This window comes from Mycobacterium sp. IDR2000157661 (assembly GCF_022317005.1).
GTDB lineage: Bacteria > Actinomycetota > Actinomycetes > Mycobacteriales > Mycobacteriaceae > Mycobacterium.
On sequence record NZ_CP081006.1, the window covers coordinates 4118959 to 4133395 of the forward strand.

A 14437-nucleotide genomic window follows, 5' to 3' on the forward strand; every position below is an offset into this window, starting at 1 on the left:
GCAGATCACCGCCGCAGCCGCAGGCGCAGGTCGTCGACCGCCCCGCGCACCACCCTCAGTTGCCTGGCCACCTGCACGGGTGCCGTGCCTCCCCTGGCGTCGCGGGAGTTGACCGATCCGTCCACGGTGAGCACTTCGCGCACCTGCGGCGAGAGCTCCGGGTGGATGCCCGCCAGTTCGGCGTCCGCGAGGTCTTCCAGGCCGACGCCGCGCACCTCGGCCGCACGCACCGCGGCACCCGCCGCCTCGTGCGCGACGCGGAACGGCACTCCCCGTCCCACCAGCCACTCGGCGACATCGGTGGCCAGCGTGTAGCCCAGCGGGGCGAGCTCGGCCATCCGGTCGACGTCGAACCGCAGCGTCGCCACCAGGCCCGCCATCGCAGGCAGCAGCAGCTCCAGCTGGGCCACCGAGTCGAACACCGGTTCCTTGTCCTCCTGCAGGTCGCGGTTGTAGGCCAGCGGTTGCGCCTTGAGGGTGGCCAGCAGCCCGGTCAGGTTGCCGATGAGACGGCCGGACTTGCCCCGCGCGAGCTCGGCGATGTCGGGGTTCTTCTTCTGCGGCATGATCGAGCTGCCGGTCGACCAGGAGTCGTGCAACTCGACATAGCCGAATTCGGTCGTGCTCCAGAGGATGATGTCCTCGGCCAGCCGGGACAAGTCGACGCCGATGATCGAGAAGACGAATGCCGCCTCGGCGGCGAAGTCCCGGGAAGCGGTGGCATCGATCGAGTTGTCGGCCGCCGCGGCGAATCCGAGGTCGGCGGCGATCGCGTCGGGATCGAGGCGCAGCGACGACCCGGCGAGCGCCCCGGATCCGTAGGGCGACACGGCCGTGCGCTTGTCGACGTCGGCGAGCCGGTCGACATCGCGCAGCAGCGGGTGGGCATGCGCCAGCAGGTGATGGGCGAGCAGGACGGGTTGCGCCGACTGCAGGTGCGTCTTGCCGGGCATGATCGCCGTCGGGTGGGCTGCGGCCTGGTCGGCGAGTGCGGACGCCACCTCGAGCACCCCGTCGGCGACCCGCCGGATCGCATCGCGAAGCCACAGCCGAAACAGCGTGGCCACCTGATCGTTTCGCGAGCGGCCCGCGCGCAGGCGGCCGCCGAGTTCCGCGCCGACGCGGTCGATCAGGCCGCGTTCCAGCGCGCCGTGCACATCCTCGTCGGTGACGAGAGGCCCGAAGCCGCCGTCGGCGACGTCGGCGGCCAGGCTGTCCAGGCCGACCAGCAGCCCGTCACGCTGCTCCTCGGTCAACAGGCCGGCCGCAAACAGGACGCGCGCGTGCGCCTTCGACGCTCGGATGTCGTAGGGCGCCAACACCCAGTCGAAGTGCGTCGACTTCGACAGCGCCGCCAGCGCATCGGACGGTCCGCCGGAGAATCGCCCACCCCACAGCGAGCCTTCGTTGGTGCTCACTTACCGGCCAGATCCCGGCGGGCCGAGATGCTCGACGACAGGCCGTGGATCTGCACGAAGCCGCGGGCCGCGGACTGGTCGAACGTGTCGCCTTCGTCGTAGGTGGCGAGGTTGAAGTCGTACAGCGACTCTGCGCTGCGGCGACCGTTGACCGCGATGTGCCCGCCGTGCAACACCATTCGGATCTCCCCCGAGACGTGCTCCTGGGTACTGGCGACGAACGTTTCCAGCGCGGTCTTCAGCGGCGAATACCAAAGCCCGTCGTAGACGAGCTCGCCCCATTTGCGGTCGGTGCCCCGCTTGAAGCGGCCGAGCTCGCGTTCGAGGGTGACGTGTTCGAGCTCGGTGTGCGCGGTGATCAACACCATCGCCCCCGGCGCCTCGTAGATCTCGCGGCTCTTGATGCCCACCAGGCGGTCCTCGACGACGTCGAGCCTGCCGACACCCTGCTCACCGCCGCGCCGGTTGAGCTCCTCGATGGCCTCCAAGACGCTCACCGGCCTGCCGTCGATGGACACCGGGACACCGCGCTCGAAGCCGACGACGACCTCGTCGGGGACCCCCCAGTTGACCGTCGGGTCGACGGTGTAGTCGTAGACGTCCTTGGTCGGCGCGTTCCAGAGATGCTCCAGGAAGCCGGTTTCCACGGCGCGGCCCCACACGTTCTGGTCGATGGAGAATGGGGAGCGCTTGGTGACGTTGATGGGAATCGCGTTCTCTTCGGCGAATGCGATGGCCTTCTCGCGGGTCCACGCGTAGTCGCGGACCGGCGCGAGCACCTGAAGATCCGGGGCCAGCGAATTGAACCCGACCTCGAAGCGCACCTGGTCGTTGCCCTTGCCGGTACAACCGTGTGCGACGGTGCCGCCGCCGTGCTTGCGCGCCGCGGCCACCAGGTGCTTGACGATCAGCGGCCGGCTCAGTGCGGACACCAACGGGTAGCGGTCCATGTAGAGCGCGTTGGACTGGATCGCGGGCAGGCAGTACTGCTCGGCGAACTCGTCGCGGGCGTCCACGACGACTGCCTCGACCGCCCCGCAGTCGAGCGCGCGCTGCCGGATGACCTCCATGTCCTCGCCGCCCTGTCCGAGGTCGATCGCGACGGCGACCACCTCGCGTCCGGTCTCCTTGCCGATCCAGCTGATCGCCACCGAGGTATCCAGACCTCCGGAGTACGCCAGGATGACGCGTTCGCTCATCGGTTACCAGTCTCCTTCTGTTGGATGCCTTCGAATTTCGTCGCCAGTTCCGCGCCGGTCATCGGCTCGCGGGCGACGACCAGGATGGTGTCGTCGCCGGCGACGGTGCCCACGACGAACGGCAGCGCCGCCCGGTCGATCGCGCTGGCGAGGTAGTGGGCCGCGCCCGGCGGGGTGCGCAGGATCGCGAGGTTGCCACTGGCGTCGGTGGACACCAGTAGCTCGGCCAGCAGCCGTGACATCCGTTCCGTGCCGCCGGAGACGCCGCGCACCGGACTGCCGTCCTCGGGCACGACGTAGACGCCGACGCCGCCGTCTGCCCCACGCAGTTTGACCGCGCCGAGTTCCTCGAGGTCGCGCGACAGCGTCGCCTGGGTGACATCGATGCCCTCGCCGGCCAGCATCGCGGCCAGCTCACCCTGGCTGTGTACGGACTGCGTCGACAGGATCGACACGATGCGCGCCTGCCTGCCCGCCCTGGTCGCCGCTGAGGTCACTGCTCGACTCCCGCTCGCTCCAACAGCCACACCAGCAGCGCCTTCTGCGCGTGCAGGCGGTTCTCGGCCTCGTCCCACACCGCGCTGTGCGGCCCGTCGATCACGTCGTCGGTGATCTCATCACCACGGTGTGCGGGAAGGCAATGCAGGACAACGGCTTCGGAGTCGGCAAGGGTGACCAAGTCGGAGTTGACCTGGAACGGGCGGAACGGGCCGACCCGATCGAGGCCGTCGTCCTCCTGTCCCATGGAAGTCCAGGTATCGGTGACCAGTACGTCGGCGCCCTCAGCGGCTGCCCGTGCGTCGGCGGTCAGCGCCACCGTCGCCCCGGTCTGTGCGGCCCGCTTCTTGGCGGCGGCAACGAAATCCGGGTGCGGTGCGAAGCCGTCGGGGGCGGCGATCGTGACGTCGATGCCCGCGGTCACGCCGCCCAGCATGAGCGAGTGCGCCATGTTGTTGGCGCCGTCACCGAAGTAGGACATCCGCAGGCCGGCCAGCGCGCCTTTGCGTTCGGCGAGCGTCTGGAGGTCAGCAAGCACCTGGCAGGGGTGGAACTCGTCGGACAGCGCGTTGACGATCGGCACCGTCGACCCTGCTGCCATCGCGGTCAGCCGATCCTGAGCGAACGTGCGCCACACGATCGCCTTGACGTAGCGGGACAACACCCGGCCGGTGTCTTCGAGCGTCTCGTCGCGGCCGAGCTGAGTACTGCGACCGTCGACCACGACGGCGTGGCCGCCCAGTTGGGCGATGCCGATCTCGAACGAGAACCTTGTCCTGGTCGAGTTCTTGTCGAAGATGACCGCCACGCCGCACGGCCCCTCCAACGGGCGGTGGCCGAACGGGTCGTTCTTCATTCGCGCCGCCAGCGCCAGCACCTCGGCCTGCTCGTCGGGGGTCAGGTCGTCGTCGCGCAGGAAGTGGCGGATCACTGCGCGGCGCCTCGGTCGAGAACGCCAGGCAACGCGGCCAGAAAGGCATCGACCTGGGCCTCGCTGATGATCAGCGGCGGGGCCAGCCGGATCACGTTTGGTGCGGCGGCGTTGATGAGGAAACCCGCCTCACGCGCAGCGGATTCGACGGGCTTGGCCTTCTCGGCGGTGAGCACGACACCGCGCAGCAAGCCCCGGCCGCGGACGTGGTCGACGAGCGGATGGCCCAGTTCTTCGATGCCGGTCGCCAGGGTCTTGCCGAGGGTGTCGGCTCGGCTGATGAGGTCGTCGTCGGCGAGCACGCGCAGCACGGCGAGCGCAGCCGCAGTGCATACCGGGTTGCCGCCGAACGTGCTGCCGTGCAGGCCTGGGGTGAGCAGGTCCGCCGTGTCGCCGACGGCTATGCACGCCCCGATCGGCAGCCCCCCGCCGAGTCCCTTGGCCAGCGTCACGATGTCGGGCGTCATCCCGTCGTGCTGGTGGGCGAAGAACGCGCCGGTGCGGCCCATTCCGGTCTGCACTTCATCGAGGACTAGCAACGCGCCGTGCCCGGCGGTGATCTCGCGCGCCGCGGTGAGGTAGCCGGCCGGCGGGACGACGACGCCGCCCTCACCCATGATCGGCTCCAGGAACACCGCGGCGGTCTCGTCGTCGACGGCGGCTCGCAACGCTTCCACGTCGCCGTACGGGACATGGGTGACGTCGCCGGGCAGCGGCTCGAACGGCGCCTGTTTCGAGGGCTGGCCCGTCAGCGCCAGTGAGCCCATCGTCCGGCCGTGAAAAGCACCCTGTGCCGCAACCAGTTTCGTGCGTCCGGTAAGGCGGGTGATCTTGAAAGCAACCTCGTTGGCCTCGGTCCCGGAGTTGCAGAAGAACACCTTGGCTGGAAGATCCGGGCCGCCCAGCGCCCCGACCAGCGCCTCGGCGAGCGCGACTCCCGGCTCGGTGGCGTAGAGATTGGAGGTGTGCCCCAATGTGTTGAGCTGGCGGGTGACCGCATCGATCACCGCGGGGTGGCGGTGGCCCAGGATGTTGACCGCGATGCCGCCCAGCAGGTCCACATAGGACTTGCCGTCGGCATCGGTCACGACGGCGCCGTCGCCGGTGGCCAGCGCCAGCGGCGGGGTGCCGTAGTTGTTCATCATGACGGCCTGCCAGCGATCCAGGAGTGTCATGCTTCGCCCTTCTTGTCCGACTCCTCGCCGAAGCTCGTACCTCGCTGCGTCATCGTCGTCGGACGGACCACCTTCGTGCCGGTGCCCTCGTCGGTGAACAGTTCGACCAGCACGCAGTGCTCGATGCGGCCGTCGATGACGTGCGCGCTGGGGACGCCCCCTGCGACGGCCCGCAGACAGGCCTCCATCTTGGGCACCATGCCGGTCTCCAGCGTCGGTAGCAACTGGCTCAGTGCGGCCGCGTCGATCTGGCTGACCAGCGAGTCGCGGTCGGGCCAATTGGTGTAGAGGCCTTCCACATCGGTCAGCACCACCAGTTTCTCGGCGCCCAACGCCTCGGCGAGCGCGGCCGCGGCCGTGTCGGCGTTGATGTTGTGCACCACGCCGTCGACATCCGGGGCGATGGTGGACACCACCGGGATGCGGCCCGCGGTGATGAGGTCGCGCAGCGAGTCGGCATCGACGCTCTCCACATCGCCGACCAGGCCGATGTCGGTGTCCACGCCGTCGACCATGACACTGCGCCGCACCGCGGTGAACAGGTGCGCGTCCTCGCCTGTGACGCCGACGGCATACGGTCCGTGGGCGTTGATCAGGTTGACCAGCTCGCGGCCGACCTGACCGAACAACACCATGCGCACGACGTCGAGCACCTCGGGCGTGGTCACCCGGAAGCCGCCCTTGAAATCGCCTGCCATACCGAGTCGTCGGAGCATGGCGCTGATCTGCGGACCACCACCGTGCACCACCACCGGATGGATGCCGCAATTGCGCAGGAACACCATGTCGGCGGCGAACGCGACCTTGAGGACGTCGTCGGTCATCGCGTTGCCGCCGTACTTGACCACGACGATCTTGCCGTGCAGCTGCTTGAGCCACGGCAGCGCTCCGGCAAGTACCTTGGCCTTGACCGGAGTCACGGCGGAGCCGCCGCCGGCCACCTCGGACGACGTCATGAGCTGTAGGCCGAGTTCTCTTCGACGTAGCCGTGTGAGAGGTCGGTGGTGCGGACCGCTGCACACGCCGTGCCGACGCCGAGGTCGATGGTGACGTCGATGTCGGCCCCGGAGAGGTCGACCTCGCGGGCGCCCGGCGCGCCGACGCCGTCGCTGCAGACGGCGGAACCGTTGAACGACACGGAGATCCGGTCGGGGTCCAACTCGACCGGCGCCATGCCCACAGCCGCCAGCACGCGGCCCCAGTTCGGATCCGACCCGAACAGCGCGGTCTTGACCAGGCTGTCGCGGGCGACGACCCGGGCCGCGGTCAGTGCGTCGTCCTCCGAGGCCGCACCCGACACCGTGACCACGATGCGCTTGGTCACCCCTTCGGCGTCGGCCTGCAGTTGCGCGCACAGGTCGTCGCACACGCTGCGCAGCGCGTCGTCGAGTTCGCGCTGAGTCGGTGTGATAGCGCTGGCGCCGTTGGCCAGCAGCAGCACCGTGTCGTTGGTCGAACAACTACCGTCAACGTCGAGGCGGTCGAACGTCATCGCCACCGCCTTGCGCAGCGCCCGGTCCAGCGTGGCTGCGTCGGCGACCGCGTCGGTGGTGATCACACACAGCATCGTCGCCAATGACGGGGCCAGCATGCCTGCGCCCTTGGCCATCCCACCGACCGTCCAGTTGCCGGCGTGGTGCAGCGCAACCTGTTTGGGCACCGTGTCGGTGGTCATGATGGCGCGTGCGGCCTCTTCACCGCCGGTCAGCCCGCCACCGAGTTCGTGCACGATCTCCTGCACCCCTGCGAGCACCTTGTCCATTGGCAGCAGGTCGCCGATCAGCCCCGTCGAGCACACGGCGACTTCGATCGCGCCGGTCTCGGTGCCCCAGTCCGACAACGCGGCGGCCAGTGCCTCGGCGGTGGTGTGGGTGTCCTGGAAGCCCTGCGGGCCGGTGCAGGCGTTGGCGCCGCCCGAGTTGAGGATCACCGCCCGCAGCCGGCCGGTGGTGAGCACCTGCTGCGTCCACAGCACCGGCGCGGCCTTCACCTTGTTGCGGGTGAAGACGCCTGCGGCGGCGTAGTCGGGGCCTTCGTTGAACACCAGCGCGAGATCGAGGGCGCCGGAGGCCTTGAGGCCCGCGGCGATCCCGGTCGCCCGGAAGCCGGCGGGAGCGGTGACGCCCTGGGTGCGCACGAGGCGGCTCTGCGTCGCCGGAGCAGCCTGGCCGGCGACATCAGCTCCGGTCACGGCGCCACCCCCACGACCGAAAGCCCTTCGGTCTCCGGCCAGCCCAGCGCCAGGTTCATCGACTGCACGGCCGCTCCACCGGTGCCCTTGACGAGGTTGTCGATCGCGGCGATGCCGATGAAGGTCCTCGCATCTTCATCCACGGCGACGGCCAGCTGGGCGGCGTTGCTGCCGAGCACCGCCCCAGTCTTCGGCAGCTGTCCTTCCGGCAGTAGGTGCACGAATGCTTCGGCGTCGTAGGCTTTTTCGTAGGCGGCACGGATCTCCGACAGTGGCGCGGCGGTGCGCGCGGTGCAGGTGGCCAGTATGCCGCGTGAGGTCGGTATCAGCACCGGGATGAAGGAGACGGTGACATCGCGGTCGGTCAGCGCACGCAGACCCTGAGCGATCTCGGGGGTGTGCCGGTGCTTGCCGCCGACGTTGTAGGCCCGCGCCGATCCGATGACCTCGGCACCGAGGAGGTCGACCTTGGCGGCCCGGCCCGCACCGGAGGCGCCGCTGACCGAGACGATGGTGATGGCGGGCTCGATGAGGTCCTCGGCGATCGCCGGCCACAGCGCCAGCAGGGCAGCTGTCGGGTAGCAGCCTGGCACGGCGATGCGCTTGGCGTCACGCAACCGGTCGCGTGCGCCGGGCAGTTCGGGCAACCCGTAGGGCCAGCTGCCGGCGTGCGCCGAGCCGTAGTAGCGCTCCCACGCGGTGGCATCGGTCAGGCGGAAGTCCGCACCGCAGTCGATGATCAGCGTGTCGGGCCCGAGTTGATCGGCCAGCGCCGCGGAATGACCGTGCGGCAGGCCGAGGAAGACGACGTCATGGCCTGTCAACGTGTCCGCGTCGGTCGCGTCCAGCACGCGGTTGGCCAGCGGCAGCAGGTGCGGGTGGTGTTCGGACAACACCGTGCCCGCGCTGGCCGCGGCCGTCAGCGCACCGATGGTCAGCCGACCGTCCGAATAGGCCGGATGGCCGAGTAGGAGGCGCAGGATCTCGCCGCCGGCGTAACCGCTCGCGCCCGCCACTGCCACAGAAACCATGCGGCCGATTCTGCATGGTTATGCAAGCAGGTGCAAACTCATATGAAGTCAGGCCATGGCAACCGGAGCGCTCGGCCTTCGGCTGCCGTCGCCCTCCATGACCTCGCGCGCAGCTCGTTCACCCGAGCGGATGGCGCCATCGACAAACCCCATCATGACGTGTGACGACTCGGTGCCGGCCCAGTGGACGCGACCACACGGCTCGCGCAACGCATGCCCGAACTCGGTCAGTACACCCGGCGGCGTATGGCTGATCATCCCGCCTCCCGAGTACCTCTCGACGGTCCAGTCCTGTTCGGTGTAGTCGGTGGGCGAGTTCGCCTTGGCGCCGAACCGCTCGGTGAGTGCGGCCAACACAGCCGATCGCCGGTCGGCCACCTCCATCCGGGAGAGCTCACGAGCCCCCGGCCCTTCCGCCACCACGCACAGCAGGCCCGGCCGACCGACGTCGGTGCACGCATCGATGGTCACCGGCGCGGCGGTTCCGGGGGCTGCGGACTGTCCAGTCAGTCCGTCGGTGCGCCAGAAGGGCTCGTCGTAGACGACGTGGCTCTTGAGTACCGAACCCGACGGCCCCCTCTGGTGCAGCATGGACCGGTCGATCGGGAGCATCGGCTCGTAAATGATGTGGCCGGCGATCGCGAGCGGCACCGCGACCACCACCCGGCTCGCCCGAACCGTCATCCCCTCGGCGCGGACCGTCACCCCGTCGGCGTCCTGCCGGATGACTCGAACCGGCTGCTCGAGATGAACGGATCCGGCCACTTCTGCCGCCATGGCGTCGTAGATCGCCCGCATGCCGCCGACCGGCCGTGCGTCCTCGGCGGCGTCCTTGACGCCGAGCACGAACTCCGGTCCACCCGCGGACGCCAACTGGAACAGCACGTAGAGCATTGACAACTCGGAAGGCGCCGAGGTGTAACTGCCGGACAGCGCCATGCCGAGCAGTTCGTGGGCCTGCTTGGCGGGCAGGTGATGGTCGAGCCACTGCGCGAGGGTCATGCGGTCCCATTTCGCAGCCTTCGGCGCCGACCAGGGCGCCTCCAGGGGAATGGACTTGCACATGCGCTTCAATTCGAGAAACGCGGCACCCAGGTTCAGCGAGGTCAACGGGTTCATGGTCCAGGGGATCTGGCCGCGGTAGCGGTACTGCTTCCCGTCGACGACCATCATCGCCTCGGCGTCGGTGAACTGTTTGTAGGTGGCGATGCCGAACTCTTTCATCAGCGCGTACACGCGGTCCTGGCCGGGGCCCACCCAGGTGCCGCCGTGGTCGATGTATGTGCCGTCATCGCGCAGCTCGGTGAACGTCCGCCCACCGATGCGGTTCCGCGCTTCGAGCACTGTCAGCGAATGGCCGGCTTGTTTGAGTCGCAGCGCCGCCGCAAGCCCGGCGAAGCCGGCTCCCACCACGCAGTAATCAACGTCGACGTCTGACATGGTCGCCCCCTCGAGTGTTCAGGGACGCTACGCCAATATTGCCGAGAGCGTCAATGATCTGCGCTCAGCGACGCTGTTCGGCGCCGACCCGCTGTGCGGCGGCCTGCACGGCCGCGTCCCGCGCGGCGCTGGCCTCGTCCTCGGTGAGGGTGCGGTCGGCGGCGCGGAACCGCAGCGCCAGTGTCAGCGACTTGCGGCCCTCACCGATCTGCGGGCCCGTGTATACGTCGAACAACCGCACGTCCTCGAGCAGTGTGCCCGCCCCGGACCGGACGGCCGCGATGACGTCGGCTGCGGCGACGTCATCGGCGACGACAAGGCTGACGTCCTGGAACACCGCGGGGAACGGCGAGACCGCCGGGGCGGGCAGCGCCTCGACGATCGGCACCGCGTCGAGATCCAGTTCGACGGCGCAGGTGCGCTTCGGCAGCCCCGAGCGTTCGACGACGGCCGGATGCAGTTCTCCCGCGTGCCCGACCACCGTCTCACCCAACAGCACCTCGGCGCAGCGACCCGGATGCCACGGCAGGTATTGGGCGGGGCGAAACGTCAGTTCGACACCGGCGGCGCGGGCGACGACCCGCACCGCCTCGAACGCGTCGCTCGCCTCGACCCTGCGGCCGGGTCCCCACGGCCCCGCGGTTTCGCGCAGGCCGGTCAGCACGATGCCGACATGCTGTGGCTGGCGTGGCAAGGATGCGTCGAGGTCCGCGATCTCCGTGTCGGTCGGGCGTCGGTCGGTCGGGATCGGCTGGACCGCGCGGGTCTCACTGGTCGGCTCGACCACCTGCTGGACCGCGAACAGTGCGACGTCCACTGCGCCGCGAGACACGTTGCGACTCAGAGCCTCCAACAGACCCGGCAATAGCGTGGTGGCCAGTTGCGGCCGGTCGGCCTCCAGCGGGTTGAGCACCTGTGTGGTGGTCCGGCGGCTGTCGTCGGCCGGTAGCCCCCATTGGTCGAACACGCCGGCGGGCAGGAACGGCGTCGGCAGGATCTCGACGTAACCGTTGAGCGCCAGCGACTTTCCGATCGCGCGGCGGCGCTTCTGTGCCGGGCTCAGGCCGCGGCCCGGCGGGGCCAGCGGCAACACCGACGGGATGACCTCCAGCCCCTCCAGGCGCAGTACCTCTTCGACGAGGTCGGCGGGCTGGCGCAGGTCCGGCCGCCAACTGGGCGGTGTGGCCGTCACCCGACCGCCGCTGACGTCGACGCGCGCACCGATCTGAGCCAGTCGACGTTGCGTCGTCCCGTCGGGGTAGCCCACCCCTGCGGTCCGGTCGGGCAGGTCGACGGCCATGCTCACCGCAGCGGGCGACCAGTCGTCGCGTGCAGGACTCCCGCGCCAGTCGGTCAAGCTTGGTTCGACGCTGCCACCGGCGATGTCGGCGAGCAGGGTGGCACAGCGATCCAGCGCGGCAACCGAGATGGCGGGGTCGACGGTGCGTTCGTAGCGGCGTCCGGCCTCGCTGTAGAGGCGCAGCCGCCGCTGGGTGCGCGACACCGCGGCCGGGTCCCAGACCGCGGCTTCCAGCAGCACGTCGACGGTGGTGTCGCGCACCTCGGTGGTCCCTGCGCCCATCACGCCGCCGATCGCCGCGGTCGCAACGTCGTCGACGATCAGAACGTCGGTCGGGTCAAGGCGCCGCTCGACATCGTCCAGCGTCACCACGGTCTCCCCCGGCGTCGCGAAGCGCACGGTGAACCCGCCGGTGATCAGGCTCCGATCGTGGGCGTGCATCGGATGGCCCAATTCGAGCATCACGTAGTTGGTGACGTCGACCGCAGGCGAGATGGCGCGGATACCGCATAGCAGCAGTCGGCGCTGAAGCCACCACGGCGACAATGCTTTCGGGTCGATGCCGATGACGGGTCGCAGTCCGAATCGCTGCACGCCGGTACCGGGTTCGACGGTCAACGGCAGCGCCTCACCGTCGGCGGGCAACGCCGCGACGTCGGCCGGATCGATGAAGTCCAGGTCGTAGGCGTTCGCGATCTCGCGCGCCATCCCGCGCACCGACAGGCAGTAGCCGCGATCGGGGGTGATAGCCAGGTGGAACACGACGTCATCGAGACCCAGCAACTCGGCGGCCGGATGCCCCGGTTCCGCCGTGCCGGGAGGCAGGACCAGGATGCCGGAGTGGTCGGTGCCCAGGTTCAATTCGGCCGTCGAGCAGATCATCCCGTCCGACGTCCGGCCGTAGGTCTTGCGGCTCGAGATGGCGAAGTCGCCCGGCAGGACCGCGCCGGGCAGTGCCACGACCACCAAATCGCCGACCGTGAAATTCGTTGCACCACAGACAATTTCATGCGGCTCGACATCGCCAGCCTGTGAACCCAAGTCGACCTTGACGGCCCGGATCGGCTTCTTGAACTCGGTCAGCTCCTCGATATCGGCGACCCGGCCCACGGTCAGCGGACCCGTCACCGGCCCGACCGGGATGACCTCCTCGATCTCGTGGCCGATGCGGATCAGCGCCTGCTCGAGCTCGGAAGGACCCGCGTCCCAGCCTGGAGCGCCGGCCTGCACCACCTCGCGCAGCCAGCTGTACGGCAGCCGCATCAGGCCCCTACTCCGAATGGGAGCGAAAACCGCACGTCACCCTCGACCATGTCGCGCATGTCCGGAATTCCGTTGCGGAACTGCAGGGTTCGTTCCAGGCCCATGCCGAAGGCGAACCCGGAATACACCTCGGGGTCGATACCGCAGGCCCGCAGCACGTTCGGGTTCACCATGCCGCAGCCACCCCACTCCACCCAGCCGGGGCCGCCCTTCTTGTTCGGGAACCAGACGTCGACCTCGGCCGACGGTTCGGTGAACGGGAAGAAGTGCGGGCGGAAGCGGGTGCGGCCCTGCGGACCGAACTCCGAGCGGGCGAACGCGTCGAGCGTCCCGCGCAGGTGCGCCATCGTCAGCCCCTTGTCGACCGCGAGGCCTTCGACCTGGTGGAACACCGGGGTATGGGTGGCGTCGAGCTCGTCGGTGCGGAACGTGCGCCCGATCGAGACGATGTAGACGGGAAGGTCGCGTTCCAACAGCGTCCGGATCTGCACGGGCGAGGTGTGTGTGCGCAGCACCTGCCGCGACCCGTCGGGGGCGATTTGGAACGTGTCCTGCTCACTGCGGGCGGGGTGGTCGGGCGGGAAGTTCAATGCGTCGAAGTTGAACTGCTCGGTTTCGACCTCGGGGCCCTCGGCCAACTCCCACCCCATCGCGACGAAGGTGTCGGCGATGTGCTCCGCGAGGATGGTGATCGGGTGGCGCGCCCCGATCGGCTGACGTGTCGACGGCAGCGTGACGTCGATTCGCTCGGCCACCAGCACGGCCGCGTCGCGTTCGGCGCGCAGCGTTGAAAGCCGCTCGTCATACGCGTGCTGAACGTCGCCGCGGGCCACGTTGACGCGCTTGCCCGCATCGGCCCGGTCCTCCTTTGCCAGCGAACCCAGCGCCTGACGAGCCAGCGCGATGGGCGAACGGTCGCCGAGGTGGTCGGTCCTGGCGCGCGCGAGCGCATCGAGGTCGGTCGCCAGGTCGAACGCATGCCGAGCCGCACTGACCACCTTGGTCAGCGCTTCTTCCGAGAGGTCTACGGGCTGATCAGCCACCCGGCGATCATAGGTGATGACCGGAACGCCCCTGGAACGGATATCGGCGCCCTACTCGTCTTCGCCGTCTCCGGATTCCTCCTCGTCCGCCGCCGGCTTTCGGTTACGCAGCCGGTACATGACGAAGTCGGTGGGCACCCCGTCCTGCTTGGAAGCGAACACCTGCCTGCGCAGCCGCTTGGCGGTGACCCCCATCGCTTCGAAATCCTCTTCCGGAATCCGCTCCAGCGTGGCCGCTGAGACCACCAACTCCCCGCGGGTCGCGCGGGCCATCACACGGGCGGCGATGTTGACGTCGACGCCCAGCCAGTCCGAGCCGAGGCGCTGCGGATGGCCGGTGTGCACACCGACCCGCATCCGCGGCGTGTAGCCGTCGATCTCGACGGTTTTCACCGCCTCGCGGGCGGCGATGGCGGCCCCTACCGCCGTCGTCGGATCGTCGTACACCGCCATGAGGCCGTCGCCCATGCGCTTGACGATGCGCCCGCCGGCACGCAGCAGGGGCGGCTCGATGACCTGCGACACCCGGCGCAGCAGTCGCAACGTCGCGTCGTCGCCTGCGTTCAACGACCAGGCCGAGAACCCGACCAGATCGGTGAACACCAGCGTCGCCTCGCGATTGGCGGGCTTCCCGGACACCCGCTCGGTGAGGGCCTGCCACACCTGCAGCGCGCCGAGGCTCACCTCACGCGTGGCGGCTTCGCGCTCGAGGATCCGGTCCGCGGCCCGGGCAGCTGCACGAGGCCCGCCGACGCCGGCCGTCGAAAGCGGGTCACCGAAATCCGGGTCGCCCGGCAGGGACCGTCGCGCACGCCGGAGAAAGGCGATGACGTCCGGGTTGTGATTCCTGCCCTTGAGCCAGCTCAGTGGGCCGCGTGGGCGGCGCGGGTCGGAATCGCGACGCGACTGTGGGTCGAGTTCTCCTATTCCACCGGACCCCTCGTGGAA

General features: G+C 69.3%; 12 protein-coding genes. All 12 read right to left on the reverse strand.

What is annotated here, in order from left to right; all coding sequences use genetic code 11:
- Nucleotides 1-5: 5 nt before the first annotated feature.
- Nucleotides 6-1418 carry an argininosuccinate lyase gene (argH, locus tag K3G64_RS21120; protein WP_238887052.1) on the reverse strand — a complete coding sequence of 471 codons (1413 nt, stop codon included), beginning with the start codon at nucleotides 1416-1418 and terminating at the stop codon, nucleotides 6-8.
- Nucleotides 1415-2617 carry an argininosuccinate synthase gene (locus K3G64_RS21125; RefSeq protein WP_238887053.1) on the reverse strand — a complete coding sequence of 401 codons (1203 nt, stop codon included), beginning with the start codon at nucleotides 2615-2617 and terminating at the stop codon, nucleotides 1415-1417. The genes argH and K3G64_RS21125 overlap by 4 nt, the downstream gene beginning before the upstream one ends.
- On the reverse strand, nucleotides 2614-3144 hold the full coding sequence (locus K3G64_RS21130; protein ID WP_238887054.1) for an arginine repressor: 531 nt from the start codon (nucleotides 3142-3144) through the stop codon (nucleotides 2614-2616). The genes K3G64_RS21125 and K3G64_RS21130 overlap by 4 nt, the downstream gene beginning before the upstream one ends.
- Nucleotides 3111-4046, reverse strand: coding sequence for an ornithine carbamoyltransferase (argF, locus tag K3G64_RS21135; RefSeq protein ID WP_238887055.1), 936 nt, complete (start codon nucleotides 4044-4046; stop codon nucleotides 3111-3113). Before argF ends, K3G64_RS21130 begins: the two co-directional genes overlap by 34 nt.
- Entirely contained in the window at nucleotides 4043-5221 is a 1179-nt protein-coding gene (locus K3G64_RS21140) for an acetylornithine transaminase (protein WP_238887056.1), read from the reverse strand. Before K3G64_RS21140 ends, argF begins: the two co-directional genes overlap by 4 nt.
- A complete protein-coding gene (gene argB / locus K3G64_RS21145) occupies nucleotides 5218-6177 on the reverse strand; it encodes an acetylglutamate kinase (RefSeq protein WP_238887057.1) in 960 nt (319 codons plus the stop codon). The genes K3G64_RS21140 and argB overlap by 4 nt, the downstream gene beginning before the upstream one ends.
- A complete protein-coding gene (gene argJ / locus K3G64_RS21150; protein WP_238887058.1) occupies nucleotides 6174-7412 on the reverse strand; it encodes a bifunctional glutamate N-acetyltransferase/amino-acid acetyltransferase ArgJ in 1239 nt (412 codons plus the stop codon). Before argJ ends, argB begins: the two co-directional genes overlap by 4 nt.
- Nucleotides 7409-8443, reverse strand: coding sequence for an N-acetyl-gamma-glutamyl-phosphate reductase (argC, locus tag K3G64_RS21155; RefSeq protein WP_238887059.1), 1035 nt, complete (start codon nucleotides 8441-8443; stop codon nucleotides 7409-7411). Before argC ends, argJ begins: the two co-directional genes overlap by 4 nt.
- 48 nt (nucleotides 8444-8491) lie before the next feature.
- A complete protein-coding gene (locus tag K3G64_RS21160) occupies nucleotides 8492-9883 on the reverse strand; it encodes a flavin monoamine oxidase family protein (protein WP_238887060.1) in 1392 nt (463 codons plus the stop codon).
- Nucleotides 9884-9947: 64 nt separating this feature from the next.
- Nucleotides 9948-12446: a phenylalanine--tRNA ligase subunit beta gene (gene pheT / locus K3G64_RS21165; protein WP_238887061.1), complete on the reverse strand. Its 2499-nt coding sequence runs from the start codon at nucleotides 12444-12446 to the stop codon at nucleotides 9948-9950.
- Nucleotides 12446-13489, reverse strand: coding sequence for a phenylalanine--tRNA ligase subunit alpha (gene pheS / locus K3G64_RS21170; protein WP_238887062.1), 1044 nt, complete (start codon nucleotides 13487-13489; stop codon nucleotides 12446-12448). The genes pheT and pheS overlap by 1 nt, the downstream gene beginning before the upstream one ends.
- Before the next feature lie 51 nt (nucleotides 13490-13540).
- On the reverse strand, nucleotides 13541-14356 hold the full coding sequence (locus K3G64_RS21175; RefSeq protein ID WP_238950899.1) for an adenylate/guanylate cyclase domain-containing protein: 816 nt from the start codon (nucleotides 14354-14356) through the stop codon (nucleotides 13541-13543).
- Nucleotides 14357-14437: the final 81 nt, after the last annotated feature.

What these genes read in the sequence shown, in the direction of transcription:
- K3G64_RS21125 (WP_238887053.1), bottom strand. Translation starts at nt 2,617, where the DNA reads ATGAGCGAACGCGTCATCCTGGCGTACTCCGGAGGTCTGGATACCTCG.
- K3G64_RS21140 (WP_238887056.1), bottom strand. Translation starts at nt 5,221, where the DNA reads ATGACACTCCTGGATCGCTGGCAGGCCGTCATGATGAACAACTACGGC.
- argB (WP_238887057.1), bottom strand. Translation starts at nt 6,177, where the DNA reads ATGACGTCGTCCGAGGTGGCCGGCGGCGGCTCCGCCGTGACTCCGGTC.
- argC (WP_238887059.1), bottom strand. Translation starts at nt 8,443, where the DNA reads ATGGTTTCTGTGGCAGTGGCGGGCGCGAGCGGTTACGCCGGCGGCGAG.
- K3G64_RS21160 (WP_238887060.1), bottom strand. Translation starts at nt 9,883, where the DNA reads ATGTCAGACGTCGACGTTGATTACTGCGTGGTGGGAGCCGGCTTCGCC.
- pheT (WP_238887061.1), bottom strand. Translation starts at nt 12,446, where the DNA reads ATGCGGCTGCCGTACAGCTGGCTGCGCGAGGTGGTGCAGGCCGGCGCT.